Annotated in this window: 25 protein-coding genes and 1 pseudogene; 15 read left to right on the top strand and 11 right to left on the bottom strand. The window is 64.2% G+C overall.

What is annotated here, in order from left to right; genetic code table 11:
- Positions 1–19 precede the first annotated feature (19 nt).
- The 5 genes and pseudogenes from DIE21_RS38035 to DIE21_RS31505 all read right to left on the bottom strand — a co-directional run.
- Positions 20–163: pseudogene (locus tag DIE21_RS38035) on the bottom strand (phosphonoacetate hydrolase); the annotation flags it as partial.
- A gap of 33 nt (positions 164–196) precedes the next feature.
- Positions 197–994, bottom strand: a complete 798-nt coding sequence (phnE, locus tag DIE21_RS31520; RefSeq protein ID WP_124501343.1) for a phosphonate ABC transporter, permease protein PhnE — start codon at positions 992–994, stop codon at positions 197–199.
- A gap of 29 nt (positions 995–1,023) precedes the next feature.
- Positions 1,024–1,917, bottom strand: coding sequence for a phosphate/phosphite/phosphonate ABC transporter substrate-binding protein (gene phnD / locus DIE21_RS31515; RefSeq protein WP_185640553.1), 894 nt, complete (start codon positions 1,915–1,917; stop codon positions 1,024–1,026).
- A 35-nt stretch (positions 1,918–1,952) separates the two neighbouring features.
- The gene (phnC, locus tag DIE21_RS31510) at positions 1,953–2,762 is read right to left on the bottom strand and encodes a phosphonate ABC transporter ATP-binding protein (protein WP_124501341.1); all 810 of its coding nucleotides are present in this window, start codon (positions 2,760–2,762) and stop codon (positions 1,953–1,955) included.
- Positions 2,763–3,266: 504 nt separating this feature from the next.
- Positions 3,267–4,418, bottom strand: coding sequence for a porin (locus DIE21_RS31505; protein ID WP_124501340.1), 1,152 nt, complete (start codon positions 4,416–4,418; stop codon positions 3,267–3,269).
- Between the two features lie 197 nt (positions 4,419–4,615).
- Between DIE21_RS31505 and DIE21_RS31500 the strand changes: the two genes are divergently transcribed.
- The 13 genes from DIE21_RS31500 to DIE21_RS31440 all read left to right on the top strand — a co-directional run bounded on the left by DIE21_RS31500 (position 4,616) and on the right by DIE21_RS31440 (position 16,335).
- Entirely contained in the window at positions 4,616–5,491 is an 876-nt protein-coding gene (locus tag DIE21_RS31500; RefSeq protein WP_124501339.1) for a LysR family transcriptional regulator, read from the top strand.
- A gap of 171 nt (positions 5,492–5,662) precedes the next feature.
- Complete coding sequence (locus DIE21_RS31495; protein WP_124501338.1) at positions 5,663–6,691, top strand: isopenicillin N synthase family oxygenase; 1,029 nt, start codon at positions 5,663–5,665, stop codon at positions 6,689–6,691.
- A 211-nt stretch (positions 6,692–6,902) separates the two neighbouring features.
- A complete protein-coding gene (locus tag DIE21_RS31490) occupies positions 6,903–8,048 on the top strand; it encodes a cobalamin-independent methionine synthase II family protein (protein WP_124501337.1) in 1,146 nt (381 codons plus the stop codon).
- A complete protein-coding gene (locus tag DIE21_RS31485; protein ID WP_260432570.1) occupies positions 7,976–8,911 on the top strand; it encodes a phosphodiesterase in 936 nt (311 codons plus the stop codon). Before DIE21_RS31490 ends, DIE21_RS31485 begins: the two co-directional genes overlap by 73 nt.
- 84 nt (positions 8,912–8,995) lie before the next feature.
- Positions 8,996–10,207: an ABC transporter substrate-binding protein gene (locus DIE21_RS31480; RefSeq protein WP_185640552.1), complete on the top strand. Its 1,212-nt coding sequence runs from the start codon at positions 8,996–8,998 to the stop codon at positions 10,205–10,207.
- A gap of 95 nt (positions 10,208–10,302) precedes the next feature.
- Positions 10,303–11,172 carry a branched-chain amino acid ABC transporter permease gene (locus DIE21_RS31475; protein WP_124501335.1) on the top strand — a complete coding sequence of 290 codons (870 nt, stop codon included), beginning with the start codon at positions 10,303–10,305 and terminating at the stop codon, positions 11,170–11,172.
- Position 11,173: 1 nt separating this feature from the next.
- Positions 11,174–12,178 (top strand): branched-chain amino acid ABC transporter permease, encoded by a 1,005-nt coding sequence (locus tag DIE21_RS31470; RefSeq protein WP_124501334.1) that lies wholly within the window; start codon positions 11,174–11,176, stop codon positions 12,176–12,178.
- Positions 12,175–12,921, top strand: a complete 747-nt coding sequence (locus DIE21_RS31465; protein WP_124501333.1) for an ATP-binding cassette domain-containing protein — start codon at positions 12,175–12,177, stop codon at positions 12,919–12,921. The genes DIE21_RS31470 and DIE21_RS31465 overlap by 4 nt, the downstream gene beginning before the upstream one ends.
- On the top strand, positions 12,908–13,612 hold the full coding sequence (locus DIE21_RS31460) for an ABC transporter ATP-binding protein (protein WP_124501332.1): 705 nt from the start codon (positions 12,908–12,910) through the stop codon (positions 13,610–13,612). The genes DIE21_RS31465 and DIE21_RS31460 overlap by 14 nt, the downstream gene beginning before the upstream one ends.
- Positions 13,613–13,723: 111 nt before the next feature.
- Positions 13,724–14,281: a phosphohydrolase gene (locus tag DIE21_RS31455; protein WP_124501331.1), complete on the top strand. Its 558-nt coding sequence runs from the start codon at positions 13,724–13,726 to the stop codon at positions 14,279–14,281.
- A gap of 318 nt (positions 14,282–14,599) precedes the next feature.
- Positions 14,600–14,827, top strand: a complete 228-nt coding sequence (locus DIE21_RS31450; protein WP_124501330.1) for a DUF2945 domain-containing protein — start codon at positions 14,600–14,602, stop codon at positions 14,825–14,827.
- Positions 14,824–15,402, top strand: a complete 579-nt coding sequence (locus tag DIE21_RS31445) for a DUF488 family protein (RefSeq protein WP_124501329.1) — start codon at positions 14,824–14,826, stop codon at positions 15,400–15,402. Before DIE21_RS31450 ends, DIE21_RS31445 begins: the two co-directional genes overlap by 4 nt.
- A 195-nt stretch (positions 15,403–15,597) precedes the next feature.
- A complete protein-coding gene (locus DIE21_RS31440; RefSeq protein WP_124501328.1) occupies positions 15,598–16,335 on the top strand; it encodes a sulfite exporter TauE/SafE family protein in 738 nt (245 codons plus the stop codon).
- 134 nt (positions 16,336–16,469) lie between these two features.
- Here the strand turns inward: DIE21_RS31440 and DIE21_RS31435 are convergent, their stop codons facing one another.
- From DIE21_RS31435 to DIE21_RS31415, 5 genes are all read right to left on the bottom strand, one after another.
- Positions 16,470–17,048 (bottom strand): NnrU family protein, encoded by a 579-nt coding sequence (locus DIE21_RS31435; RefSeq protein WP_124501327.1) that lies wholly within the window; start codon positions 17,046–17,048, stop codon positions 16,470–16,472.
- 220 nt (positions 17,049–17,268) lie between these two features.
- Entirely contained in the window at positions 17,269–17,760 is a 492-nt protein-coding gene (locus DIE21_RS31430; RefSeq protein ID WP_124501326.1) for a TfoX/Sxy family protein, read from the bottom strand.
- Entirely contained in the window at positions 17,757–18,866 is a 1,110-nt protein-coding gene (locus DIE21_RS31425) for a malate/lactate/ureidoglycolate dehydrogenase (RefSeq protein WP_124501325.1), read from the bottom strand. The genes DIE21_RS31430 and DIE21_RS31425 overlap by 4 nt, the downstream gene beginning before the upstream one ends.
- Positions 18,867–18,926: 60 nt before the next feature.
- On the bottom strand, positions 18,927–20,381 hold the full coding sequence (locus DIE21_RS31420) for a M20 family metallopeptidase (RefSeq protein ID WP_124501324.1): 1,455 nt from the start codon (positions 20,379–20,381) through the stop codon (positions 18,927–18,929).
- Positions 20,382–20,581: 200 nt separating this feature from the next.
- Positions 20,582–21,652 (bottom strand): nitronate monooxygenase family protein, encoded by a 1,071-nt coding sequence (locus DIE21_RS31415; RefSeq protein WP_124501323.1) that lies wholly within the window; start codon positions 21,650–21,652, stop codon positions 20,582–20,584.
- Positions 21,653–22,085: 433 nt separating this feature from the next.
- Between DIE21_RS31415 and adiC the strand changes: the two genes are divergently transcribed.
- Positions 22,086–23,612 (top strand): arginine/agmatine antiporter, encoded by a 1,527-nt coding sequence (gene adiC, locus DIE21_RS31410; protein WP_124501322.1) that lies wholly within the window; start codon positions 22,086–22,088, stop codon positions 23,610–23,612.
- Between the two features lie 3 nt (positions 23,613–23,615).
- Positions 23,616–25,955, top strand: a complete 2,340-nt coding sequence (locus DIE21_RS31405; protein WP_124501321.1) for an Orn/Lys/Arg decarboxylase N-terminal domain-containing protein — start codon at positions 23,616–23,618, stop codon at positions 25,953–25,955.
- A gap of 66 nt (positions 25,956–26,021) precedes the next feature.
- On the opposite strand, the gene DIE21_RS31400 is transcribed toward DIE21_RS31405, so the two are convergent.
- Positions 26,022–26,750, bottom strand: coding sequence for a hypothetical protein (locus DIE21_RS31400; protein WP_124501320.1), 729 nt, complete (start codon positions 26,748–26,750; stop codon positions 26,022–26,024).
- Positions 26,751–26,807: the final 57 nt, after the last annotated feature.

Genomic DNA, 26,807 nt, shown 5'->3' with positions numbered 1-26,807 from the left:
ACGCGCCGGTAGAGACGCAAAGGTAGCGGTCGATCATCGCATGGAAGCGGTTCGCCGCTGCTGTTCCTGGCGCGTGCTTGTGCTGCACGTAATCCGCGGTCGACCAATACATCAGATCCGGCCGTACCGATTCAAGCAGGCAGGCACCAGCAGCAAGCACGAACGCTATCGATAGTGAAAGACCGCGACAGCGGAATTACTTCAGGCGCCTGCGCAACGCGCTGCCAAGGCCGTCAACCAGCGTCACCCCAACGAAGATGACGAGCATCAACGCGCAAACCTCCTGATACTTCAAGATGCGCAGCGCCGCCATCATTTCGAAACCGATACCGCCTGCCCCGACAATGCCAAGCAGCGTCGAAGCGCGAAAGTTGTATTCCCAGCGATAGATGATCGTGTCGGCCAACTGCGGCACGACTTGCGGCAGCAACGCATGGCATACCACCTGCATCGGCGTGGCGCCCATCGCCACGGCCGCCTCGAGCGGTTTGGCGTCCACATGCTCGATGGATTCCGCGAAGAATTTCGCTACCATCCCAAGCGAATGCAGACCAAGGGCCAACGCACCGGGCAAGGCACCGAAGCCGACCGCGGCAACCAGGAAGATACCCATGATCAGTTCGGGCACTGCGCGCAGGAAATTCAGAACAATTCGGGCAGCACGATAGACAGTCCAGTGCGGTGTGCTGTTCGCCGCAGCGCACAGTGCGAGCGGAATGCCGAGCAGTACCGCGATTACGGTACCCGCGACGCTCATGGCGAACGTATCGGCGAGTGGCTTGACCCACTCGGGCCAGCGTGAGAAATCAGGCGGCATCATCTCGCGCAGGATGGTCAAGCAGGCCGGCACGCCGCTGACGAGACGATCGATGTCGAACAGGCCGACGATATACAGCGAAAGAAGCCCCGCCAGCAGGAACGTTGCAAGCACGGCACGCTGTAGCAGCGCACGCCTGCGATGCAGACGGATCAGTTCGGGAATATCGGCTTGCATGCCGACGCCTGTCGAGGCACAAGTTGTATTCACTTCTTTTTCCCGCTCGTATCGATGTCGAGTTTTTCCGCCGCTTCACGCAAACCGTCGAAATCCTTGTCGGAGATCGGCGCGAAGCCTTCGCCGTGGAATACGGTCAGGATCCTGGGGTCCTTCAGGGTAAGGAGGGCCGTGCGAAGCTTTTCCTTGAGCGGCGGCGAAAGGTCGGCGCGCACCGCCCACGGATAATTGGGAATCGGACTTGTACGCGCGATCACCTCGAGACGGGCCGGATCCACGATCTTGCGCTGGATAAACGACTCGAGCAGCGGACAGGTTGTGGCGCCAGCCTGTACGCGATTGTTCTGCACGGCAAGTACAAGCGCATCATGGCCATTGAGGAATTGATACTGGTAATCCTTGCCAGCTACCATCCCGAGCTTCAGCAGCATCAAGCGGCTAAGCAGGTGCCCGGCCGTGGAGGCGGGATCGGTAAAACCAAAGGTCTTGCCACGGACATCGCCCAGCGTCCTGACACCACCCGCCTTGCTCGCAATAATGCAGCCTTGGTAGCTCGGCGTGCCATGAGTCACCAATGCGGCCAAAGGCTCGATATCCGCCTTGCTCTTCGCCATCACGTAAGGCATCGGGCCGTAGTAGCCGAGGTCTATCCGCTTGAAGCGTGCAGCTTCGAACATCGCCGAATAATCGAGCGTGACAACGAGTTCAATTTTCTTGCCGGTGGCTCGCTCAAGATACTCCTTGAACGCCTGATTGCTTTGGATGATCGTGGACGGATTTTCCTCGGGTATCAGCGCAACCTTGAGCGTGTCCGGATCCGCGGGCGCGGCGTGCGCGACAAGCGCGGATAATCCCGCGGCCGCAGTGATCAAGATCGTCGCAAGTGCACGGTCGATGCGCGAGTGAAAGGATCGTAGCTTCATGGTTCGTTTCGTTCGTTCAATGGCGCGCGACATGCTCAGGTGCCGCTCGCAGGATGCGACATAGCCGCGTTGCCGGTGTTTGAAGCATCCGTGCTGGTCGACTGCACGAATGCGCCGTGCGTATAAAGCGCGTCCGCGTGCCTGCTCGAGAATGACGCTGGCGATCCGTCGAACACCACCATGCCTCCGCGAAGGCCAACGATCCTGTCCGCGACGCGTTTTGCCAGTTCAACCTGATGCAGGCTGACGACGGCCGTCAGGCCGTCCTCCTTGCAGATATCACGGACCAGCTTCATGACGCCGTCAGCTGACGCGGGATCGAGACTCGCAACGGGCTCATCGGCCAGCAGCAGTTCCGGCCGGGACGCGAGCGCCCGGGCAATGCCCACGCGTTGCTGCTGCCCTCCGGACAATTGATCAACACGTTTCATCGCGTGGGGTAATAGGCCGACTCGCTCGACGCATCCGAGCGCAATCCGCACATCCGCAGCGGGCAAGGGCCACAGGCTTCGCCACGTCGAATGCGCCGCGAGGCGCCCCATCAGCGTGTTCTGCAGGACCGTGCGACGCTGGATCAGTTGATGATGTTGAAAGATCATGCCGGCGCGCCGCCGGTGAACACGGAGCGCGGCGGCGCTCGCAGCAATATTGCTTTGACGCGCAGTCGACACTTGGCCGCTAGTCGGCGTGGCAAGACCGATCAGGCAACGCAGAAGTGTCGATTTGCCGGCCCCGGACGCACCGAGCAGCACCGTGACTTCGCCGCGATGGAACTGCACGGAAGTCGGGTGCAGCGCTGTAAAACCATTGGGGTAGGTCACGCTGAGTTCATTGACTGTCAGCATGCGGCACCTTCCAATATCCAGGTGAAGCCCGTGTCCGCGGTCAATCCCGTCCGGATTGCGGCAAACAAAGGCCAATACGCGACAACCCGGCAGATTGGTGTTCCGGCTTGCCGCAACAACCACAACTTGAGCGGCCGGCCGGCGAAAAGCAGATCGCGGCGCAACCTTGTGCACGGGATGGTCAAGAACCGGCGGGCAGGAGTCATTTGGGCGTTTCGCATGTCATCGATGTGCAAACTCTACCGTCGCACATTGACTCTTTTGTGACACGCGCGGAACAAATGAGTCCACTCCGATTGGTATCGATCGTCTACGGCGGGGCGGCATTTTTCCCGCGCACTGTGCGAGCGGCCCCGGGAAGGCCATCTTTGGGCGACAGCACAACCGAATGGCCACCCCAAAAAACATGGGCCGGTAGAAGCAAAGTATCGCGACGCCAGGACTGCGGCGACCGGGTCGGAGGCGGCCGTGCCCCGGCAGGGATCAAGCGCCCCGAGACCACGCTCAGAACCTGTGTCTGATCCCGAGCCGCACCAGTGCCTGGTTGTCGGAAGATGACGGGCCGCCGGATCCGATCACATAGGCCGTGTCCATCACCGATCCCGTAGCATCTCCGCCAGCGTGCTGATAAACCGCCTGGACGTACACATCGGTTCTCTTCGAGAGGAAGTAGTCGGACATTAACCCCACCGTGTGGTAGTTCGGGTGTTGGGTTGTGCCGGATACGTTGTAGTTCGCCCGCGTGAACACATATTCGGCGCCGAGAAACCAGGCTGGCGTCACCTGATATTTTGCATTGATCTCGATATTGTTGAACGCCAGCGACGAAACGTTCGCACCACTGGCGGGCAGCAGGGATCCAGCATACGTCGAGCTTACCGGTCGAAGCGCATGGGCGTAGGTATACACAAGGCCGACAGTGACGGGTCCGGTTTCATAGTTGATCCCGGCGCCGAATCTCCGCAAGCGGTCGGCCTTGATCGTGTCATCGCTACCGTTGCTGATGGCGCCGGAGGACGAACTACCCGGGGCGTTCTGCTCCTCGTAGCCCATCGCAACCGAGAAGCCACCATTGGTATATCGACCCGCGACGCTGTACTGCCGGTTATTCGCGAAGTTTGTGCTGTTGCTGAAGCCGTATGTGGCACCCACCTGGAAGCCACGGTAGTTCGCGCTCGTATACTGAACCGCGTTGTTGACCCGGGTCGAGCCTTCCGTGTCGTCATTGTCGTAGGGGTGAGTGAACGCAAAGCCGGCCCAGTTGCCATTGGCCGTCAACGGCGCGACGAAGAAGAAGAACGTGTCGTACTGGCGTCCGATCGTGAGGGTGCCGTACTGCCGGTTGGTAAAACCGACGAATGCCTGGCGTCCGAATGCCAGCCCGCCCTGCCCGAGCTGGCCGCTATTCAGGTCAAAACCGTTCTCCAGCTGAAATACCAGGGAGGTACCGCCGCCGAGATCCTCGACACCGCGCAATCCCCATTGACTCCCCTGCGTGTAACCGCTCTGCAGGGCCACGAGCGACTTGCCCGATACATTCGTACTGAAATTCAGCCCTTCGTCGATGACCCCATATAGCGTTACGCTGCTCTGGGCCATCGTTGACGCAGACGCCACAGCAAGTGCTCCGGCCAACAGCCCGATCTTCATTTTCATTTGCAGTCCTATTTACATTAAAGAGATAACGCCGCCTTTCGCCATGGAACCTCGCACGGGGGCGAGACACAGTCTCCCGCTGATGCCTTCGGCCGTCGGACCCTTTCCTTCTTGCCCGGCGCCGATGTAAAGTACCAAGCGGAATTTACCCGGAAGTGTCGTTTTATAAGTCCAGCTAATGCCAACTGCGAGGCGAGATGCAACCTGGAAAACTCAGTTCACACCAGATCGCGGCGTTCACCGAAGTGTTCAGGCAAAGGAGCGTGACGGATGCCGCGGCCGCGCTGGGCATCACACAGTCGGCCGTCACGCAGCATCTGTCGAATCTTGAAAAGCGGATCGGCGCGCCGCTCTTCACGCGCTACCGTGCAGGTCTGGAGCCGACCAAGCCGGCGATTGAACTGTTTGCGCTCACTGATCAGATGCGGGTGCTGGAGCAACTGGTGTCCGAGAAGATCGGTGCTTACGAAATGTTGTCGACCGGTCATTTGACCGTAGTCGCCAATGCACCCCGTCCTGCGATGCCGTTGATCGCGACGTTTTCGCGGCTCTTCCCCGGGGTCAAGATCAACTTTTCCGTCGTCTCCTGGGCGGCCTCCATGCAACGGCTCGAGGGATCCCAGGTCGATATCGCGATCGTCACCGATCCTGCGGATCTTCCCGGCCTGTATCGCGAGGAGCTTCTCTCGCAGAGAATGGTCGCGATGCTGCGACGGGAACATCCGCTCGCGAGGCAGGACACGGTCTCGCTCACGGAGCTGACCGCGAATGGGCTCATCCTTCCCGGCGAAGGGACGCTCACCGCCCGGGAGGTGCGTGCGACATGCAGCAAGCTGGGAATCGGTCTGACGGACCTGATCGAGATGACCAGCTACCCGGTGATGAAGGAGGCCGTATTGCATGGACTCGGTGTGGCCATTGCGCTCGAGGACAGCATGTATCCCGAAGACGAACTCACTTCCCGGCCCGTTCAGGAGATGGATCGGCTCTACAAAACGTATCTCGTCACCACGAGCGGGCGCCGGGCCCTGCACTTCGTTCGTTCCTTCTTTGATGTGGCACTGGCCACCTGAATGCTTGTCGCAGGACGCGCCGACACGTGCTGATAGCCGCTGCCGGCCGCAAGCACGCTGAGACAGACGTTTTGCATAAGTACAACTAATATGACGTCACCGGAACGTTAACCACACTGATTAAAGTTGCTTCATTCCAGCAGCCGATGCCTGCCGAGGGCCAATGAAGCAATGAGCACAATCTCCTTACCCACCGTCGATCTTTCGCTGTTTCACTCTCCGCTGACGCGTCCCCGCTTTGTCGCGGATCTGCGCGCCATGCTCTATGACCACGGGTTCTTCTACCTGACCGGTCACTCGGTCGACCCGGCGCTTACGCGTCGTGTACTGGACGTGGCGAGGCAGTTCTTCGCGCTGCCCGACGAAGAAAAGCTTGCCATCGAGATGGTGAAGTCGCCGCATTTCCGTGGCTACAACCGCGTGGGCTTCGAACTTACGGGGGGCAAGAAGGACTGGCGCGAGCAGGTCGATTTCGATACCGACAGGCCCGCACTTCCGATTCGGCACGATGACGCACCATGGAAACGCGCGATCGGGCCCAACCAATGGCCACCGGCATTGCCTGAAATGCGGGAGGTAATCACCGCATACCAGGCCGAGGTGACCCGCGTTGGCAGAGCAGTCCTGAAAGCCATCGCAGTTGCCATCAATGAGCCGGAAGACACGTTTGAACCCATGTTCGAACCGCATCCGGCGCAACATATGAAAATCGTTCGTTACCCCGGAGACGATCGCGTCGAGAACCAGCAGGGTGTCGGTTCGCATAAGGACGGCGGGCTGATCACGATCCTGCTCAATGATCATCATCCCGGCCTGATGGTGCAGTCGTCGTCAGGTGAATGGATCGACGCGCCGCCCATTGAAGGCTCCTTCATCGTGAATACAGGCGAACTGCTGGAGATGATCACCGACGGCTTCGTTCGCGCGGACGTCCATCGCGTGATTACCCCACCGGCCGGCGTCAGCCGATATTCCGTGCCGTTCTTTCTTGGGGCGAATCTGCTTGCGCCGTTGCCGCAGCTTCGCGTCACCGGTGATCTGAAGCGGGCGGTTCGCGGCATCACGAAAGATCCTGCCAACCCTCTCTTTCACGATGTCGGAACCAATCATCTCAAGGCAAGAATCCGTTCACATCCGGATGTGGCGCGCGCCCATTATCACGATGTCGAACTCGGTCCGGGCGGTTTCGAATTCATCTGATTGAAAGGCGGCCGGGGTTCAGGTTTCGGAAGAGCAAACCGGGGGCGGCTGGCAATGCCGGACAACACGACGCATCGCCAGCACATGCCCCGTCATGCATTAGCGAAACTAATAAAACGACTTATTCAGGTCAATCGTACTGGATACGATTGGTGAAACGGTCGGCCCCGGTCGACACACAATCCAGCCGTATGTTTTGGAGGAAGCAACGATGAAAACGAGCAGCGATCGCATACTGACCACCCACGTCGGCAGCCTGCCACGGCCGCTTCCGTTGGAGGAGATGCTGTACGCAAAGGAGATGGGCACGCTGGAACCCGGACAGGCATCCAGCTTCCCGGAACAGGTGGTATCCGCCGTCGCCGAGGTGGTGAAAAAGCAGGCCGATCTGGGCGTGTCGATCATCGACGATGGCGAGATGAGCAAGTACGCGTATTCGACCTACGCACGCAATCGTCTGAGCGGCCTCACCGGCGCCAATCAAACGCTCGCGCTCTCCGAGCTCACCGAGTTTCCGAACTTCGCGAGGCGTGTGAACCTCGATATCCAGACGCCCGCATGCATTGGCCCGATCGCGTATCGCGGCGAAGCCGAACTGCAGACGGACATCGCCAACTTCAAGTCGGCGCTTGCGAACGTGGCGCACGAGGACGGCTTCATGAACGCCTCCTCGCCCGGCATCATGGCGCATTACATGCCGAACCGGCACTACCCGAGCCACGAAGCCTATCTCTATGCGCTGGCTGATGCGATGAAGCATGAATACGACGCAATCGTCGCCGCCGGCCTGATCCTGCAGGTCGACTGCCCTGACCTGGCGCTGGGGCGTCATTTCCGTGCCGAGCCGCTCGGCGTCGCGGAGTTCCGGAACGAAGTCGCGCTGCTCGTCGAGGTGCTGAATCATGCGTTGCGGGATATCCCGCCCGATCGCGTCCGGATGCACCTGTGCTGGGGCAACTACGAATCCCCGCATCATCACGATATCGACCTGCACGAGATCTTCGATCTCATCGTTACCGCGCGCCCCATGGCCATCCTGCTCGAAGCGGCGAATCCGCGTCACGCGCATGAATGGAGCCTGTTCAGGGAAACGCCCCTTCCGGACGACAAGATCATCGTGCCAGGCGTGATCGATACCTGCACCAACTACATCGAACACCGTGAAGTCGTGGCACAACGAATCCAGCAGTATGCCGATCTGGTCGGGCGCGAGCGCGTGATTGCCGGTACGGACTGCGGTTTCGCCAGTCTCGCCACCATGAAGACGGTCGATCCCGATATCGCATGGAAGAAGCTCGAGGCCATGGTGCAGGGGGCGGAAATCGCGTCAGCCCGGCTGTGGCGCAAGGCGACGTAACACTCGATGCACCAGGAAAATTTGCCGGTCAATCAATGAAAATCATTCATATCACTGACGTCCATCTGGTCCCGCCGGGCCAGCAGCTGTTTGAAAGCGATCCGCAGGAGAGGTTGCATGCCTGCCTGGCGCACGTGGCGACCCATCACGCTGATGCGAACATGTGCATCATGACCGGGGATCTCGCGCATGACGGCGACGAGGAAGCCTACGTCGTGCTGCGCGATGCGTTGCGCAACTTCCCCGTTCCGGTCCGCCTGGTCGTGGGCAACCATGATGACCGGCGCAAGTTCCGGAACGTGTTTCCCGACGCCGAGGCAGACGAGCACGGTTTCATCCAGTCGTACGCGGACACGCCTGCCGGGCGGTTCATTTTTCTGGACACGAAGCAGGATGGCACGCACGCAGGATGGTATTGCGAGAAGCGTCAGGCATGGCTCGACGCACGGCTTGGCGAAGCGGCCGGCAAGCCGGCGTATCTGTTCATGCATCATCCGCCGTTCCGGATCCATCTTCAGTCGATGGACACCATCATGCTGCGAAATCCTGAAGCATTTGCCGCGGTCGTCGAACGACACAATATCGGGCACGTGTTCTTCGGGCATGTGCATCGGCCGGTGTCCGGCACGTGGCGCAACATCCCGTTCAGCACGCTCGCGGGCCTGAACCATCAGACGGCGCTCGACTTTGCCGAGAGCGGGATCGTGACGAGCCTCGAACCGCCGGCCTATTCGATCGCATTTTTCAACGACACCGGGCTCGTGATTCACAACCACGAGTTCCTCGACCGCAGTCCACGGTTTCGATACAACCCGAATCGCGACAAGGGTCATCAGGTGCAGCGCATGCAGTCAGACCATTAATAAATCGTCTTTTCTGCGCGTCGCATAACGCATATTACTTCGCATACCTAATGGTGAAAAATGAACGTCACACGAAGAAGTTTCATGAAATCCGCGGCTGCGCTATCGGGAGCAGCGCTGGCTGAAGCCTTTCCGTTTTCGGCCGTTGCAGGCTCTGACACGGTGACGGTCGCGGCACTGTATGACATCTCGGGTGCATTCAATGCTTATAGCGTCGGCGCCAACCTGTGCGCGCAATTCGCCGCCAGGGAGTTGAACAAGGCCGGCGGCCTTCTGGGCAAACAGGTTGTCGTGAAGACCTACGACGCGCAGTCCGACATCAACAAGTATCCCCAGTATGCCCAGCAGGCCGCGCTTGGTGAACGTGCCGTGATGGCCATCGGTGCGCTTACCGGTGCAGCCCGGGAAGCGACCCGTCCCATTCTCCGCAAGTACCGGGTACCGTTCTTCTACGGGTCCGTCTACGAAGGCGGTGTCTGTGAGCAGAACACCTTCTGCGTCAATACCGAGGGGAACCAGCAGATCGTCCCGCTGCTGGAGTGGTCGTTCAAGAATCTCGGAAAAAAGCTTTACTACATCGCGTCGGATTACAACGCACCACGCACGTTCGGCGCCTGGAACCACGTCATGGCGAAGCGCGAAGGCGGCAGCGTCGTGGCCGACGACTACTACCCGCTCGACACGACGGACTTTACGTCCGCGATCGCGAAGATTCAGGCGGCCAAGCCGAATTTCATTCATTCGTGCCTGGTCGGCGGCCCTGCCATGGCGTTCTATCGCCAATGGGCCGCGGCCGGCATGTTGAAGAAAATCCCGATCGTTTCCATGATCTTCGGTGCAGGCCTCGAACACGAGGTGCTTTCGCCGCAGGAGACCAATGGCATCTATGCGGCCTACAACTACTTCCAGGAACTGGACACGCCGCAGAACAGGGACTTCCTGAACCGCTTCACCAACGCGATGGGCAAGGATCACCCCTACCTCAGCGGGGAGGCGATCGGCGGCTACAACGGCGTGATGCTGTGGGCCGAGTGCGTGAAGCGGGCGAAGAGTTTCGATCGCGATGCCGTGATGAAGGCCTGGGAAAGCGGTATCACCTGGGAGGGGCCGGGTGGAAAGATGGTCACCGACGGCACGACCCATCATACGACTCAGGACGTCCACATCATCCGGGTACAGGATCGCAGATGGCACCTCATCGAGACGAAGACGCAGATTCGTCCCGACCCGTATGGCGGCCGATGCAACGTTCCCCAATATCCTGCCCAGACCGAATTTCTGCAACCGCAACTTTGAGTGCTGTGTGCCGTTGTGACGGATGGCGCGCGGCGGACGACGTGAACCGTCGCGCGCAAGACTTCCTGTCGCGACGCACGATGCGCGGGTGAAACATGGACAAAACGCTGATTCTGGCATTCACGATCGTCAATGCCATCGCGGTGCTGGCACTGATCAGTTCGGGGCTCGCGGTCATTTTTGGCATGATGCGGGTCATCAATTTCGCGCATGGCGAGTTTCTGATGCTGGGTGGGTACGCGACCATCCTGGCGTCCCGTCTCGGGCTGAACATCTGGCTTGCGATCTTTCTCGCGGCACCGTTGACCGTGGGCCTCATCGGGTACGTCGTGGAGCGCCTGATCATCAGGCGCATGTACGGCAATCTCGTCGGGACAATGCTGGCAACGTGGGGCCTGAGCCTGTTTCTGACTGGCGGGGTAACCGCGATCTTTGGAAACACGATCAATGGCGTCAGCGCCCCGCTCGGGCATATCCCCATCGGGCAGGGCGGCTATACGTTGGGGGTCTACCAGATCGCGATCGTCGCAATTTCGTTCGCGCTGGTCGGGCTCGGTTTTCTCGCGCTGACGAGAACGCGCTTCGGACTCGTCGCGCGCGCAGCAATGCTCAATCCGGAGCTTGTGTCGGTGCTCGGCTTCAACCGGCAGCGAATCTACGCGGTGACCTTTGCATTGGGTGCAGCCTTGAGCGGTTTTGCCGGCGCGCTGCTGGCGCCGATCTCGGGCGTCACGCCACACATGGGCGCCGCCTACATCGCGAAGGCTTTCGTCTCCGTCATTTGCGGCGGCGGCTCGCCAGTCATGGGGCTGATTTCAGCGGCCACGGTCCTGGGTCCGGTCGAGGCGCTCGTCTCCTACCTTGCAACCCCCATCGTCGGACAGGCGGCCCTGTTGCTGGTAGCGATTGTCCTGCTGCGCATCTATCCGAAGGGCATATCCGGACTCTGGACCCGGGAGCACTAACATGCGTCAACTCATCATCAGGCATACCTTCTTTCTTGTACTCATCGCGACGGGCATCTGCGCGCCGTACCTGCTCGACCCGTTCCACCTCGTCGCATGGTCGGGTTACGCGGCGCTGGCCATCGGCGGCCTGGGCCTCGCGTTCGTGTGGGGGACGCTGGGCGTTCTCAGTCTCGGACATACCGCGTTTTTCGGTCTCGGTGCGTATGCCTATGCGCTGTGCGCCCTCAATACGGGTAGCAGCACGTGGGCGATCGTCGTCGCCGTCGCCCTCCCCGTCGTGGTATCCCTCGCGCTGGGCTACTTCCTGTTCTTCAGTCGCCTGGGCGATGTGTACCTCTCGGTCATCACCCTGTGCGTGACGTTGATCTTCTTTTCGTTTTTCAGCAGCACGGCGGATCCGTTCTACCACCTCGGGAGCGTTCCGCTTGGTGGCTTCAACGGGATCAACGGCGCGCCGGGTCTCAACATTCCCGGCCAGCCGGCGGCGCAACTGTCGGTCGAGGCGACGTTCGTTACCTGCGTGATGTCCCTGGCCATCGTCTACGCGGCGCTGACGTGGTTGCGCAAGCATCGAACCGGTCGTGTGATGGCTGCGATCAGGGAGAACGAATTGCGAAGCGAGTTACTCGGGTACGACGTGCGCCTGTACAAATTGCTGGGATATGCACTCAGCGCGATGGCAGCCGGACTTTCCGGGGCGCTTTATACGTCGGTCTCGGGGTTCGTCGGTCCCAACGCATTTGACCTGTCCCAGGCGTCGCAATTCGTCCTGTGGGTTATCGCAGGCGGCCTGGGCACCCTGGCCGGCCCCGTGGTGGCGAGCCTCGGCTTCCAACTGCTGGCGAGCTACCTCGGGACAAGCCAGACGATCAACACCGAACTGGTGTTCGGCACCGTGATCATCGTTTTCGTGCTGCTGGTTCCGCAGGGCATTCTGCCGTGGATCACGACCTGGAGCGTCCGGCTCCGCCGGATTGCACCGATATCGAGGGCACCCGAATGAAGCTGACGCCCATCATTTCGACTCATGCGCTGGTGAAACAGTTTGGCGCGGTGCGCGCCGTCAACAACGTCGATTTCGAGGTGTTTCCCGGCGAAATACGTTGTCTGATCGGCCCGAACGGTGCAGGCAAGAGCACGTTGTTCAAATGCCTGACGCATCAATACCGGCCGACCAGCGGATCGGTGTACTTTGCCGGAGCGGACGTCAGCGCCCTCCCCAGCTTCCAGGTTGCGCGGCTGGGCATCGCCATCAAGAACCAGATTCCCAGCGTGTATCCGAACCTCAGTGTGCGCGAAAGCATCTGGCTGGCCCTGCGCGGTCAGGGTTTGTCCAGGCGCCGCGCGTCAAGCAAGGTAGCGGCGACGCTCGAGGAAATCGGCTTTACCGAAGAAATGGCCGGCATGCCGGTCGGCAGCCTGTCGCACGCGCATCGCCAATGGTGCGAACTGGGGATGCTCAGAGCCAGCGCCCCCCGCCTGGCTTTGCTGGACGAGCCGACAGCGGGCATGACCTCGAGCGAGATGCTGAAGACGGTGGAACTGATCAAACTCCTCAACAAACAGGCCACCGTCATCGTCGTCGAACACGATCTCGACTTCATTGCGCGTCTTGCGCAACGCGTAACCGTATTCCACAAAGGGGAAATCCTCGCCGAGGACACGATGGCCAACATTCAGGCAAACGAAACCGTGCGCGACGTTTACCTCGGTCGAAAGAAGGAAGCGGGCGATGCTCATTCTTAAGGACGTGACTGCCGGTTATGACGACGCTCCGGTCTTGCACGGCACGAATCTGGCAATGGGCGACGGGGAGATCGTGGGTGTCGTCGGCTACAACGGCATGGGCAAGACGTCGCTCTTGCGCGCCGTGATGGGCACCTTGCCGGTTCGATCCGGAACGATTACCTGGCGCGGGGCCCCGATCCATGGGGTGCCCGTTCACCTGAGGAGCCAAGCCGGAATCAGCCTGGTGGCGCAGGGATGCACTGGTTTTCCGAAGCTCACCGTGATGGAGAACCTGCGTCTCGCATCGTTTGCGGATCGTGGCCGGCGCGAACACGCTATCGAGAAAGTGCTAGCCCGGATACCCCGGCTGAATCGCCTGCTCAAACGGCCGGGTGCCGCACTTTCCGGCGGCGAGCGTCAACTGCTTTCATTGGCAAGGGCACTGATCACGGTCCCGCGGCTGTTGCTCATTGACGAGATCACGGACGGTGTCCAACCGTCGGTATGTGATGAATTGTCGGACCTCCTGAACAGGATCGCGCAGGAAGACCAGTTGTCGATGCTGATCGTCGATCAAGACCTGAGTTTTGTCGCGTCGGTGGTGAAGCGTGCGGTGGTGATGCAAAAGGGACGAATCGTGGCAGACCGGTCACGGGTCCAGTTGCTAGGCGACACGCCCTTCGACGTGGAGCCTGCGGCCGTCGCGTGAGATCTGACGCCCCCCATGCTGGCGACCGGTGTCGTCTCGGTTCGGCTGAGATGACATCTATCGAATCGCTCATGTCGAGCTTAACGTTGTGACAACCGAAAGGAGAATTTGATGTCCTCAATCCTGAACGAACTTGCCGTCCTCTATACGGATGCTGCCCAGGGGCGATATGGACTGACTGCCGTACGGCAACAGGAGCACGCCTTGCAGGCGGGCGCGCTGGCGGAGGCGAATAACGAACCGGCCAGCCTGATTGCCGCATCCTTTCTTCATGACGCTGGTCATATGATTCATGATCTTGGGGAAGATTGCGCAGCCAGAGGCATCGATGACACGCACGAAGAGCGCGGAGCGCGCTGGCTTGCGCAGTACTTCGGTCCCGCGGTGACCGAACCGATCCGGCTGCACGTGGCAGCGAAACGCTATCTGTGCACGGTCGAACAGGAATATACGCAGTGCCTCGCACCGGATTCGATCCGCTCGCTTCAATTGCAGGGGGGCTTGATGTCGCGGGAAGAGGTCGAAGCGTTTATCGGCAAACCCTACGCGCAGGAGGCGATTCGGGTGCGCCGGTACGACGATCTGGCCAAGCGCCCGGGTGTGGCGACGCCGCCGGTTGATCATTTTTTGGCTCAGTTGAAGACACTGCTTGAAAATACGGATCTTTGAAGCGCAGCGCGTAGCCGCTGCTGCTCGCGAAATGGATCAACACACTTCGCCGGCCAGACAGCGAGTGGCTACGCGTTTGACGCGATATTCCGTCCCGGGTGGCACGGCACGCGACCTACGTGCAACTCGACACTACGGCAGGCGCGGATCGCGGTCATTCGATCCGCCAGAGCTTGCGCCAACAACGTCGCTGGCATGACGCTTGCGCCAGCAACACGGCCCTATCCAGCCATCCCTATCTTTTTTCGTGCGCGGCCAGCGCCGATAATGCGTACGGCAACGACAGACGACACCGCATCGATTCAAGGAGGCCCCCGCATGACGACGCCGTTCAAGCTGGGCGACCATGTTCGCTGGAATTCCGAAGCCGGTTACGTGACCGGCACGATCATCGCGATCCACACGCAGGACTTCGACTACAAGGGGCATCGCCACCGCGCGTCGCCCGACGATCCGCAATACGAGATCAAGAGCGACCGCACCGACCACATCGCCGCGCATCGCGGCCGCGTGCTCGAACGCATGGCGGGCAAGGACGACGCGTGACGCTCCCGTTCTACACGATCGGCCATTCGAACCGCACGCTCGACGAATTCGTCGACCTGCTCGACGCGGTCGATATCGCACTGCTTGCCGATATCCGGAAGATGACGCGCTCGCGCACGAATCCGCAGTTCAACGAAGCGACGCTCCCCGACGCACTGGCCGCCGTCGATATCGCGTACGAACACATCGCGGCGCTCGGCGGCCTGCGCGGCAAGTCGCGCGGCGTGCCCGACGAGGTCAACGACTTCTGGACGAACCGCAGCTTCCATCGCTACGCCGACTACGCGCTGTCATCCGAGTTTCGAACGGGCCTCGACCAGCTGGTCGCGCAAGGGCACCGGCAGCGCTGCGCGATCATGTGTTCGGAAGCCGTGTGGTGGCGCTGTCACCGGCGCATCGTGTCCGACTACCTGATCGCACGCGGCGAAACAGTGTTGCACATCATGGGCCGCAATCGCGTGGAGCCCGCGCGTCTCACGGCCGGCGCGGTGATCCGGGACGACGGCACGCTCGTCTATCCGGACGTCGACGGCGATGCGGCTGCGGAGGACGCCGGCGCGCAGCCGAACGGGTAACGCGGCGCCGGTCGTGCGCACGGCGGGGATGGCCTGAAGCCCGGCGCAACGCCCCGCGTCGACCGGCCGCCGCCCTGCGTACGACACACTGCACGCTTGCCCCTGTTTGCGCCGCCGCGATCCTGCATTACCATCGGGCGACCCCCGCGCGCGCCTCCGGCCCGCGCGACCCACCACCTCTACGCTCCCGCACGAATGCTCGCTCTCATCATCGTCGCCGGCCTGTGGGCCGGCCTGCAGAACGCCCTCGCGGGCGGCGGCTCGTTCGTCACACTGCCCGCGCTGATCGTGTCGGGGATGTCGCCGCTCGCGGCGAACATCACGTCGACGGTCGCGCTGTTTCCCGGCCAGGTCACGACGGGCTGGGCAAGCCGGAACATGGTGCGCGGCGCGGGCAAGCTGCCGTTTCGCGCGCTGTTCGCGATCAGCGTGGTCGGCGGCGCACTCGGCGGGCTGCTGCTGCTGAAAACCCCGTCGTCGATCTTCTCGCACCTCGTGCCGTGGCTCGTGCTGTTCGCGACGGTCGTGTTCGCATGGGGCAGTTTCTTCCGCAAGCCGGGCGCCGGCACGCAGCACCTCGGCCCCGTCACGGCCGCGATCTCGCAGTTCCTGATCGCGATCTACGGCGGCTACTTCGGCGGCGGCATCGGGTTCCTGATGATGGCCGCGCTGACGATGGCCGGCCTGTCGCCGCGTCACGCGATGTCGACCAAGAATGCCCTCGCGGGCGTGATGAACGCGTCGGCGGTCGTGCTGTTCCTGACCTCGCCGCACCTGCACTGGCAGGCGGCAATCGCACTCGGCGGCGGCGCGATCGTCGGCGGCCTGCTCGGCGCGTGGGCGCTGCACCGCGTGAACGAGCGCGTGCTGCGGATCGCGATCGTCTGCATCGGCGCCGCGCTGACCGTCGGCCTGTTCGTCAAGCCGATCTGACGCGCGCGCGCCGATCGCGCGCTCAGGCAGGCGTCCGTGCGTCGAGCCAGGGCGCGTCATGCGCCTGCATCGATGTCGCGGGCGCCTGGGGCGGCTTGTGCGCCCCGCTCGTCAAGCGTTGCGGGCCGGCGTGTTCAACCGAACGGCCGCACGCCGATCAGCGGGCCGTGCAGGAACAGCGCGAACACGGCCCATGCGACGAGCCCCGCCACGATCGTCACGGCATCGCCCGACAGCCTGCCGGCCGGATAGCGGACGCCGTCGCGGCGGTCGCGTGCGCGCCACACGACGAAATCGACCAGCGACCACACGAAGAATGCGCCGAACAGCACGACCGCATGCAGCGTGCCGTTCGCGAGCAGGTGCGCGACCGCCCACACCATCACGCCGGCCACCATCGGATGGCCGACGAGCGTCTTGATGCGGTTGCGCGGCACGTAGGCCGCGGCGATCAGCACGAATGCGATCGCGGTCAGCATGCCCGTGAGGTGCCGGACACCGACGGGTGACACCCACAGCAGCGTCACGCCCTGGCGCGCGGTCCCGTAACCCCAGATGATCAGCACGAAGCCGACGATCGACGCGATCGCATAGGGGCCCTTCCAGCGTTTCTCGCCGATCCGCGCGATGGTCGCGGACCGCCAGCCGTCCGCGACGATCCGGATCGAATGCACACCGAGAAAGATCGCTAAACCGAGAATCAGGACGAGCATCGGCTATCTCCGTCTGGAACGATGAGTGGGGGGAAGCATTCGCGCGGCTTACGATGCGCCGTTCGCGTGACCGCCGTCAGGGCAGGCGCGGGTCGAGCCAGACACGGACGCGATCCGCGCCGATCATAAACGTCGAAGCCACCGTTGTGAAGCACGGGGAAGATGCGGGTGGCCGGCTTGATGTTTTCGCGTATCCGGGGCAGGCGACGCGTCGATGACACTACGATTGCTTGCGCTTCACGCCGGATTTCACGGCCGGCTTCGATGCAGGTTTCGGCGTCGGCTTCGCGGACGGTTTCGCACGCCGCTTCGTAGCCGGTTTCGATTCCAACGGCGTCTTTGGCGCCGCCTTTACCTTTGCCTTGCGCTTCGGCGCCCCCGCCAGCAGCGCCGCGCGATAGGCGCCGCGGCACCAGTCGAACAGCGCGCCCGCGTCCTCGAGCACGTCGGCCGGCGTTTCGTAATAGCCCTCGAGCGCAACGGTGCGCGTGGGCCGCTCGTACGAGAACGGCCCCATCCCCGCCGCAACGAACGCCGGACGGTTCACGTCGTCGACGCGCAGGAACAGCGACCCGCGCGACATGAAGCCGAACATCACGCCGTCGAGCCGCATCGCGGCGCCGCTGAAGAACCGCGCGACCTCGACCTTGCCGAGCGGCGCGAGCTGGTACGCGATCTCCTCGCCGTGCGCCTTCTCCGCTTGCCAGCTCATTCGAACGCCGTGCAGCGCTGCGTCCACACGTCGAGTTCCGCGTCGTCGAAGCCGACGGCCGCCGCGCTTGCGCGGATCTGCCGCCACGTCGCACGATCGACCGGAATGCCGTCCGCGCCGCGCGCGGCGCGGCTCGCCTCCTCCGGCTCGCCGGGCATCCGCACCGGCACATCGCCCGCCTGCGGTGACGCCTTCGCCCACGCGACGAACGCATCGGCCTCACGCTGCGCATCGGCCGCATCGAACGCGTCCGGATCGATCAGCACCGACAGCATCCCGTTGACGATCGCGCTCGTCTTCTGCAGCGTGTCGCCGTAGGTCGTATGCCCGCCGACCAGCGCGCCGCCGAAGATCTCGCACATCGCGGCCAGCGCATAGCCCTTGTGCAGCCCGAACGGCAGCAGCGAGCCGAACGGCTGCTCGTGCATCACGGCCGGTTCGTCGGTCGGCTGGCCGCGATGATCGATCAGCGACCCGGCCGGCACGCGCTTGCCCTGGTTGTACGCCACCCGCGTCTTGCCGTACGCGATCGCGCTCGTCGCGAAATCGAGCAGCAGCGGCGGCCGGCCCGCGTGCGGATACGCGGCGCAGAACGGATTCGTGCCGAAGCGCGGATCGGTGCCGTTGAGCGGCGCGACGAGCAGGTCGCCCGGCACGTTGACGAAATGGAACGACACGAGCCCCGCGCGCGCGCACTGCTCGGCCCAGTGCCCGATGCGGCCGAGGTGATGGACGTCGCGCAGCCCGATCGCGCAGATGCCCATGCGCCGCGCGCGCTCGATGCCTTCGACCATCGCCTCGAACGCGATCACCTGGCCAAAGCCGCGCCCGCCGTCGATCGTCAGCACCGCGCCGCCGTCGCGGACGATCGACGCGTGACCGTTCAACTGCAACTGCCCTTCCCGCCACGAAGCGACGTAGTTCGGGATCATTCCGATCCCGTGCGAATCGTGACCGGCCAGGTTCGCGCCGACCAGGTGATCGGCGACGAGCCGCGCCTCGCGCTCGCTGCTGCCGGCCCGCTCCCAGAGTGCCGCGACGAATGCGTGCAGCGGTTCGGCGCGCATACGCAGCGGGTCGGTATCGGGGGGCGGCGGCGCGGTCATCGGCAAGGCTCCGTCTGGTCGGGTGGAATCCGGTGAGGGCGGAAGAGGCAGCGCGAACGCTCAGCGCGCGGACGCGATCACGTCCGCCACCGCCGCGGTCAGCTTCTTCGCGTACGGCACATGCAGGAACTCGTTCGGGCCGTGCGCGTTCGACTTCGGCCCGAGCACGCCGCACACCATGAACTGCGCGGCCGGGAAACCTTCCTGCAGCACGTTCATCAGCGGGATCGTGCCGCCGAGGCCCATGTACGCGCAGTCCGCACCGAAGTGGCGGCGCGACGCGGCGTCGAGCGACGACGCGAGCCACGGCGCGAGATCCGGCGCGCTCCAGCCGGTCGCGGCGCCCGCGTCCGGCTTGAACGTGACCTTCGCGTTGTACGGCGGATCGAGTTCGAGCAGTGCCTTCAGCTGCTGCACGGCCTGCGCGGCGTCGACGAGCGGCGGCAGGCGCAGCGACAGCTTGAACGCCGTGCGCGGACGCAGCACGTTGCCCGCGTCGGCGAGCGCCGGCAGGCCGGCCGCGCCCGTCACCGACAGCGACGGGCGCCAGGTCGAATTCAGCAGCGCGTCGCGCGGATCGGTCGTGGTCGGCAACACCGGCTTGCCGTCCGCGCCGCAGGCCCACGGCAGCCCCTTCCACACGGTGTCGCCGAGGATCGCGGCGGCCGCGTCGGCTTCGCGCACGCGGCTGTCGGGAATCTCGCAATGGAACACGCCCGGCAGCAGGTTGCCGTTCTTCGCATCTTCCAAGCGCTCGAACAACTGGCGCATCACGCGGAAGCTCGACGGCGCGATGCCGCCGAAGACGCCCGAGTGAACGCCTTCCTCGAGCACCTCGACCTGCAGGTCGCCGGACACCAGCCCGCGCAGCGACGTCGTGAGCCACATCTGGTCGTAGTTGCCGGCGCCCGAATCGAGGCACACGACGAGCGACACCTGCCCGAGCCGGTCGCGCAGCGCGTCGACGTACGGCAGCAGGTCGTAGCTGCCCGACTCCTCGCAGGTCTCGATCAGGCCGACGCAGCGCGGCCGTTCGACGCCCTGCTCGTCGAGCGCGCCGAGCGCCGCGAGACTTGCGTAGATCGCGTAGCCGTCGTCGGCGCCGCCGCGGCCGTACAGCTTGCCGTTCTCGAACTTCGGCGTCCACGGGCCGAGGTCCGCGCGCCAGCCGTCGAATTCGGGCTGCTTGTCGAGGTGGCCATACAGCAGGATCGTGTCGGTGCTGCCCGAGCGCGTTGCAGGGGTTTCGAAGAAGATCACGGGCGTGCGGCCCGGCAGGCGCACGATCTCGAGCTTCAGGCCTTTCACCGGCTGGCGTTCGGCCCACTGCGCGGCATCGGTGACGACGCGCTCGAGATAGCCGCGCTGCGCCCAGTCGGGGTCGAATGCGGGACTCTTCGCGGGGATCGCGATGTAATCGGTCAGTGCGTGGAGGATTTCATCGTTCCACTTGCGCTCGACGAAGGTAACGAGCTTGTCATGGTCGAGGACGGGGGTCGTGTCGACGGAGGTCATGGTGGGGTGCCTGGATCGGGCTGACGAAAACCCGGATGATACGCCGTTGGCCCCCGGCCGGGGCCTTTCCGGGAGCCTTTCCGGGAGCCTTTCCGGGAGCCTTTCCGGGAGTCTTTCCGGGACCCTTTCCGCGGCCCGCTTCGGGCGGGTCCCCGGCCCCCTTTCCCGAGCCCCTTTCCCAAGCCGCTTTCCGCGCCCGTTCAGACGCCTGGCGGGAATGCGTCGCGCAGCCCCGCCGCGCACGCCAGCGCGTCGTCCCACAGTCGTCGCGTCAGCGCCCCGGCGTCCTCTTCGCGCGCGAGCGCCGCGGCCTCGCCCGCCCACAGTAGCGAGAAATCGTCGCGTCCCTGCCGTTCGAATGCGCCGCGCAGCGGATCGACCGCGGCCGTCGCGAGCGGGAACGCGGGCGCGAGCGCGCTCATCGGCCCCTGCTCGCGCATGAAACGCGTCAGCAGGCCGCGCGCCGGCCGGCCCGTGTACAGGTTGGTCATGCGGGTGCCGTCGTCGCGCGCCGCCCGCACCGCCGCGCGGTGCTGCGCGGAGCGGCCGGCCTGCGGCGTCAGCAGGTAGCCGGTGCCGATCTGCACCGCGCGTGCGCCGAGCGCGAACGCGGCCGCGATGCCGCGGCCGTCGGCGATCGCGCCGGCTGCGATCACCGGCGCGCGCACCGCGTCGACGACTTGCGGCAACAGCGCGAACAGCCCCGGCTGCGCGTGAATGTCGTCGGTCAGGAACATCCCGCGATGGCCGCCGGCCTCCGCACCCTGCGCGACGATCGCATCGACGCCGCGCGCGTCGAGCCAGCGCGCTTCCTCGACGGTCGTCGCCGACGATACGACCTGCGCGCCCGTGCGGCGCACGCGCTCGAGCAGCACGTCGTCCGGCAACCCGAAATGAAAGCTCACGACGGCCGGCCGCCACTCCTCGACGACCGCGCACATCGCGTCGTCGAACGGCGCGCGGCCCGCGCCGCCTTTCACGTCGGCCGGATCGAGCCCGGCTTCCGCGTAGTAGCCGGCCAGTGCCGCGCGCCAGCGCGCGTCGACCTCGGCGTCGGGCGCGGGCGGCGCATGGCAGAAGAAGTTCACGTTGAACGGGGCCTGCGTGCGCGCGCGGATCGCCGCGATCTCGTCGCGCAATTGCCGCGGACCGAGCGCCGCGCAGGCGAGCGAGCCGAGCCCGCCCGCTTCGCAGACTGCGATTGCAAGCGCGCTCAGCGAACCGACCATCGGGGCCTGGATCAACGGCAAACGGGAAGGCAGCATCGGCATCACCCTTCGAAAGAAAAGATCGTCATGCACGCCGGCGGCGCGCCTGTCTGTTCAACGCGCCCGATCATAATCGACACATTCGATCATGAACGGCCGCATTATTTACATCACGAAATGATTTAACCAGTTGGACAAGAATATGAATTATCCACCCAATGTCGATCCAGCCTGATTTTCGGCTTCCGCCATCACCGCAGCAACCCACATCGATCCTTCCACACTGCCCCGCCAGCTCCGCACGGAACCACCAATCCGGTAATTTCAATGACATTCGTCAAAATTTAACCCATTAAATTTCAGCGTTAACCATTAACCGATTCGATGGACGATATAACATGACGTCGTTTAATAAAACGGCGATCCATTCCGGAATCGTCGACCGGCGCCGGGCCGCGCCACCTCAACCGCGTCACGTTCACTCAAGGAGCCTCGCATGTCGGATGCCAGCTCGTCCTCCTCCCGATCCGCCGCCGCGCCAGCCGCGACTTCCGCGCCGAAAATCGGCGTCATCCCCGCCACGCTGATGGTCGCGGGCAACATGATGGGCTCCGGCGTCTTCATGCTGCCCGCGAACCTCGCCGCCACCGGCGGCATCGCGATCTTCGGCTGGCTGATCACCGTGGTCGGCGCCGTGTCGCTCGCGCTCGTATTCGCGAAGCTCGCCGCGATCGACCCGGCCGCGGGCGGCCCGTACGCGTATGCGCGCAAGTCGTTCGGCCCGTACATCGGCTACCAGACCAACCTGATCTACTGGCTCGCGAACGTGCTCGGCAACGTCGGCCTCGCGGTCGCCGGCCTCGGCTATCTGACGCACTTCTTCCCGATGCTGCGCGACCCGCTCGTGTTCGCGCTCGCGCAGATCTTCGTGATCTGGCTGTTCACCTACGCGAACATCCTCGGGCCGAACGTGGTCGGCCGCGTGCAGTCGGTCACGACGATCTTCGCGCTCGTGCCGATCCTCGGGATGGCCGTGTTCGGCTGGTTCTGGTTCAGCAAGGACGTGTATTTCGCCGGCTGGAACGTATCGGGCGCAAGCAGCTTCAGCGCGATCGGCGCGACGCTGAACTTCACGCTGTGGGCGTTCATCGGCGTCGAGAGTGCGTCGGTGTCGGCCGGCGTCGTCGAGAACCCGTCGCGCAACGTGCCGATCGCGACCGTCGGCGGCGTCGTGCTCGCGGCCGTCTGCTACGTGCTCAGCTCGACCGTGATCATGGGGATGATCCCGAACAAGGCGCTGCTCGCGTCGAGCGCGCCGTTCGCGGATGCCGCGCGGCTCGCGCTCGGCGACACCGCCGCGAACGCGGTCGCGATCTGCGCGGCGCTCGGCTGCCTCGGCTCGCTCGCGGGCTGGACGCTGCTGGTCGGCCAGACCGCGAAGGCCGCGGCCGACGACGGCCTGTTCGCCGGCGTGTTCGCGCGCGTCAACTCGAAGAACGTGCCGTCTGCCGGCCTCGCGATCGTCGCGGTGATCATGTCCGTGCAGGTGCTGGCGACGATGTCGCCGAGCGCGAGCGAGCAGTTCGGCAAGATCGCGTCGATCGCCGTGATCATGACGCTCTTGCCGTACATCTACTCGTGCATCGCGATCAAGGTGCTCGGCTACGGCAAGATGCCGTCGCACCAGTTCACCTTCTACACGATCGTCGGCCTGATCGGCGCCGTCTACGCACTGTGGGCGATGGTCGGCTCCGACGGCCAGCAGACGCGCTGGTCGCTGATCTTCGTGATCGCGACGATCGTGTTCTACGAGCTGTCGATCAACCGCCAGCGCGAAATCGAGGAAACCCACGTCCATCCGGGCGGCCGTTCGCCGCGCTGGGTGCGCTATCTCGCGCTCGGCGTCACCATCGTCGCGCTCGTCGCGACCTTCTGGATCTCCGTGGGCCGACACGAGGCCGACCTCCTTCACGCACGCTCGCCGGCCGCGGGCGTCCAGGCAACCCAGCAAACGGGGGAATAACCCATGACCGCTTCCTTGACCCAACCGGCGTTCCGCCGCCTCGGCATGAAGGCGCTGCTCGTGCAGCACGACATCGACGAACGCACGGCCACCGGACGCGCGGCCAGCGCGCTCGCCGAAGAATTGCGCACGCGGCTCGTCGACGTCGTGATCGCGACGTCCGCCGAAGACGCGCGCGCGGTGGTCGACGCCGATCCCGCGATCCAGTGCCTGCTGCTCAACTGGGAGCTCGGCAACGATCCCGGTCATGCGCCCGCGCAGGCCGTGCTCGACGCGATGCGCGCGCGCAACGCGACGGTGCCGGTGTTCCTGCTCGCGAGCCGGGCGAGCGCGGCCGCGATTCCCGTCGACGCGATGCGCAAGGCCGACGACTTCATCTGGCTGCTGGAGGACACCACCGCCTTCATCGGCGGGCGGATCGTCGCCGCGATCGAACGCTATCGCGAGACCGTGCTGCCGCCGATGTTCCGCGCACTCGCGCAGTTCTCGCGCGTGTACGAATACTCGTGGCACACGCCGGGCCACACCGGCGGCACCGCGTTCCTGAAATCGCCGGTCGGCCGCGCGTACTTCGAATTCTTCGGCGAAGCGCTGTTCCGCTCGGACCTGTCGATCTCGGTCGGCGAACTCGGCTCGCTGCTCGACCACTCGGGCCCGATCGGCGAAAGCGAACGCTACGCGGCGCGCGTGTTCGGCGCGCACCGCACGTATCACGTGACGAACGGCTCGTCGATGTCGAACCGCGTGATCCTGATGGCAAGCGTCACGCGCAACCAGGTCGCGCTGTGCGACCGCAACTGCCACAAGTCGGCCGAGCATGCGATGACGATGTCCGGCGCGATCCCGACCTACCTGATTCCGTCGCGCAACCATTACGGGATCATCGGGCCGATCATGCCGGAACGGCTCACGGCCGCCGCCGTGCGCCTCGCGATCGACGCGAACCCGCTGGTGCGCGGCCGCGACGGCATCGATCCGACGCCCGTGCATGCGCTGATCACGAACTCGACCTACGACGGCCTCTGCTACAACGTCGCGCGCGTCGAGGAACTGCTCGGCCAGAGCGTCGACCGGCTGCATTTCGACGAAGCGTGGTACGGCTATGCACGCTTCAACCCGATCTACCGCGACCGTCACGCGATGCACGGCGATCCGTCGCAGCACGACGCGAGCAAGCCGACCGTGTTCGCGACGCAGTCGACGCACAAGCTGCTCGCCGCGCTGTCGCAGGCGTCGTTCATCCATGTCCGCGACGGCCGCAACCCGATCGAGCATGCGCGCTTCAACGAGGCGTACATGATGCATGCGTCGACGTCGCCGAACTACGCGATCATCGCGTCGAACGACGTGAGCGCCGCGATGATGGACGGCCCCGGCGGCGAGGCGCTGACGACGGATGCGATCCGCGAGGCCGTCTCGTTCCGCCGGATGCTCGCGCGGCTGCATGCGGAATGCGAGGAGAACGACGACTGGTTCTTCAACGGCTGGCAGCCGGACACCGTGGTCGATCGCAAGACGGGCCGGCGCGTGCGCTTCCATGAAGCGGACGAAACGCTGCTCGCCACCGATCCGTCGTGCTGGGTGCTGCATCCGGGCGATACGTGGCACGGCTTCGGCGAGATCGAGGACGACTACTGCATGCTCGATCCGATCAAGGTGTCGATCGTCACGCCGGGCGTCGCGCCGCACGGCGGGCTGATGCCGGTCGGCATTCCGGCGTCGGTCGTCACCGCGTATCTGGACCGGCACGGGATCGTCGTCGAGAAGACGACCGACTTCACGATCCTGTTCCTGTTCTCGCTCGGCGTGACGAAGGGCAAGTGGGGCACGCTCGTCAACACGCTGCTCGACTTCAAGCGCGACTACGACGCGAACGCGCCGCTCGAACAGGCGCTGCCGGAACTCGCCGCGCGCTATCCGGATCGCTACGGCAAGCTCGGCCTGCGCGAGCTGTGCGACCTGATGTTCAGCGCGATGAGCGACCTGAAGACGACCGAGATGATGTCCCGCGGCTTCTCGACGCTGCCGCAGCCCGACTTCAGCCCGGCCGAGGCGTTCGAGCACCTCGTGCACAACGACATCGAGATGCTGGAACTGGCGGAGATGGCGGGCCGCACCGTCGCGACGGGCGTCGTGCCCTATCCGCCGGGCATCCCGCTGCTGATGCCCGGCGAGAACGCGGGGCCGGCCGATGGCCCGCTGCTCGGCTACCTGAAGGCGCTCGAGCAGTTCGACCTGCGCTTCCCCGGCTTCACGCACGACACGCACGGCGTCGAAGTCGAGGACGGCGTGTACCGGATCGCGTGCATCAAGGAAACCGCGCGCGATACCAACACGCGCTGAGCACGCGCGTCGCGACGCCGCGCCGGCAGGACGCGGCCGGCATCGCGACGCGGGATGACCCGCCGGTTACGCCGGCAGCTGACCGACCCACGCGGCAAGCTGCGCCTCGCCTTCTTCGTCGAGCTTGCCCTTCAGTTCGCCGTACCACGGCGCGATCGCGTCGGCCGGCTGCGTGGCCTTCAGGATCTCGAGACTGTTCTCGAGGAAGGAAGAAAAGAACGGAATGCCGCGCATGTAGAGGAAGGTCGAATCGGTGATGCGCACATGGCCGTACACGTCGCGCACCCATGCGAGATGCGGCAGCGCCTCGCGCAGGTGGCCGCCTTGCATCAGCGCGGAGATGAAGTTCACGCGCGCGGCGACATCCGACTGCTCGTGCGTGTCGTGATTGACCTCGGCGGCCTTCTGCATCCACGCTTCGCCGCGCTCCACTTCGTCGCACATCACGGACGTCGTCGCGAGCTGCACCGCGTTGTGCGCGCTCGGCTCGTGCTCGAACAACGCGAGCCAGTACGGAAACGCCTCCCGGTAACGCTTCATCGCCGAGTACGACAGCGCGCACAGGCGCGCCGCATCGGCCAGCCGCTCCGCGTGCGGCGCGGCCGCCGCGATCGCGGCCTCGTGCCGGCCGGCCTGGAATGCGTTCAGCGCGGGCGCGAGTTCGGGCGCGATGTCGGGGCCGTTCTGCCCGGCCGCTTCGGATGCTTCCGGGGCGTCTGGCGCTCCGGCCGACGGCGCGGGCGATGCGGCTTCGTCACGCGGTTTCTTTCCGAACAGCTTTCCCAGCAGGCCCATGGTGATTGTCCTTGTCGTTGTGAGGGATCAATGGCGGCTTCCTGCAGCGGCGCGGGA

Source organism: Burkholderia sp. Bp9140, assembly GCF_003853425.1.
In the GTDB taxonomy this organism is placed as follows: Bacteria; Pseudomonadota; Gammaproteobacteria; order Burkholderiales; family Burkholderiaceae; genus Burkholderia.
This window is presented reverse-complemented; position numbering and strand designations above follow the sequence as displayed.

Bases quoted from the DNA above. Each gene is read 5' to 3' on its own strand.
- phnC (WP_124501341.1), bottom strand. From the start codon at position 2,762: ATGCTGACAGTCAATGAACTCAGCGTGACCTACCCCAATGGTTTTACA.
- DIE21_RS31400 (WP_124501320.1), bottom strand. From the start codon at position 26,750: ATGGGCCTGCTGGGAAAGCTGTTCGGAAAGAAACCGCGTGACGAAGCC.
- phnE (WP_124501343.1), bottom strand. From the start codon at position 994: ATGCAAGCCGATATTCCCGAACTGATCCGTCTGCATCGCAGGCGTGCG.
- DIE21_RS31495 (WP_124501338.1), top strand. From the start codon at position 5,663: ATGAGCACAATCTCCTTACCCACCGTCGATCTTTCGCTGTTTCACTCT.
- DIE21_RS31475 (WP_124501335.1), top strand. From the start codon at position 10,303: ATGGACAAAACGCTGATTCTGGCATTCACGATCGTCAATGCCATCGCG.
- DIE21_RS31455 (WP_124501331.1), top strand. From the start codon at position 13,724: ATGTCCTCAATCCTGAACGAACTTGCCGTCCTCTATACGGATGCTGCC.
- DIE21_RS31415 (WP_124501323.1), bottom strand. From the start codon at position 21,652: ATGCCGATGCTGCCTTCCCGTTTGCCGTTGATCCAGGCCCCGATGGTC.
- phnD (WP_185640553.1), bottom strand. From the start codon at position 1,917: ATGAAGCTACGATCCTTTCACTCGCGCATCGACCGTGCACTTGCGACG.
- DIE21_RS31420 (WP_124501324.1), bottom strand. From the start codon at position 20,381: ATGACCTCCGTCGACACGACCCCCGTCCTCGACCATGACAAGCTCGTT.
- DIE21_RS31505 (WP_124501340.1), bottom strand. From the start codon at position 4,418: ATGAAAATGAAGATCGGGCTGTTGGCCGGAGCACTTGCTGTGGCGTCT.
- DIE21_RS31425 (WP_124501325.1), bottom strand. From the start codon at position 18,866: ATGACCGCGCCGCCGCCCCCCGATACCGACCCGCTGCGTATGCGCGCC.
- DIE21_RS31500 (WP_124501339.1), top strand. From the start codon at position 4,616: ATGCAACCTGGAAAACTCAGTTCACACCAGATCGCGGCGTTCACCGAA.
- DIE21_RS31465 (WP_124501333.1), top strand. From the start codon at position 12,175: ATGAAGCTGACGCCCATCATTTCGACTCATGCGCTGGTGAAACAGTTT.
- adiC (WP_124501322.1), top strand. From the start codon at position 22,086: ATGTCGGATGCCAGCTCGTCCTCCTCCCGATCCGCCGCCGCGCCAGCC.
- DIE21_RS31435 (WP_124501327.1), bottom strand. From the start codon at position 17,048: ATGCTCGTCCTGATTCTCGGTTTAGCGATCTTTCTCGGTGTGCATTCG.
- DIE21_RS31440 (WP_124501328.1), top strand. From the start codon at position 15,598: ATGCTCGCTCTCATCATCGTCGCCGGCCTGTGGGCCGGCCTGCAGAAC.
- DIE21_RS31450 (WP_124501330.1), top strand. From the start codon at position 14,600: ATGACGACGCCGTTCAAGCTGGGCGACCATGTTCGCTGGAATTCCGAA.
- DIE21_RS31405 (WP_124501321.1), top strand. From the start codon at position 23,616: ATGACCGCTTCCTTGACCCAACCGGCGTTCCGCCGCCTCGGCATGAAG.
- DIE21_RS31480 (WP_185640552.1), top strand. From the start codon at position 8,996: ATGAAATCCGCGGCTGCGCTATCGGGAGCAGCGCTGGCTGAAGCCTTT.
- DIE21_RS31430 (WP_124501326.1), bottom strand. From the start codon at position 17,760: ATGAGCTGGCAAGCGGAGAAGGCGCACGGCGAGGAGATCGCGTACCAG.
- DIE21_RS31485 (WP_260432570.1), top strand. From the start codon at position 7,976: ATGGAAGAAGCTCGAGGCCATGGTGCAGGGGGCGGAAATCGCGTCAGC.
- DIE21_RS31490 (WP_124501337.1), top strand. From the start codon at position 6,903: ATGAAAACGAGCAGCGATCGCATACTGACCACCCACGTCGGCAGCCTG.
- DIE21_RS31470 (WP_124501334.1), top strand. From the start codon at position 11,174: ATGCGTCAACTCATCATCAGGCATACCTTCTTTCTTGTACTCATCGCG.
- DIE21_RS31460 (WP_124501332.1), top strand. From the start codon at position 12,908: ATGCTCATTCTTAAGGACGTGACTGCCGGTTATGACGACGCTCCGGTC.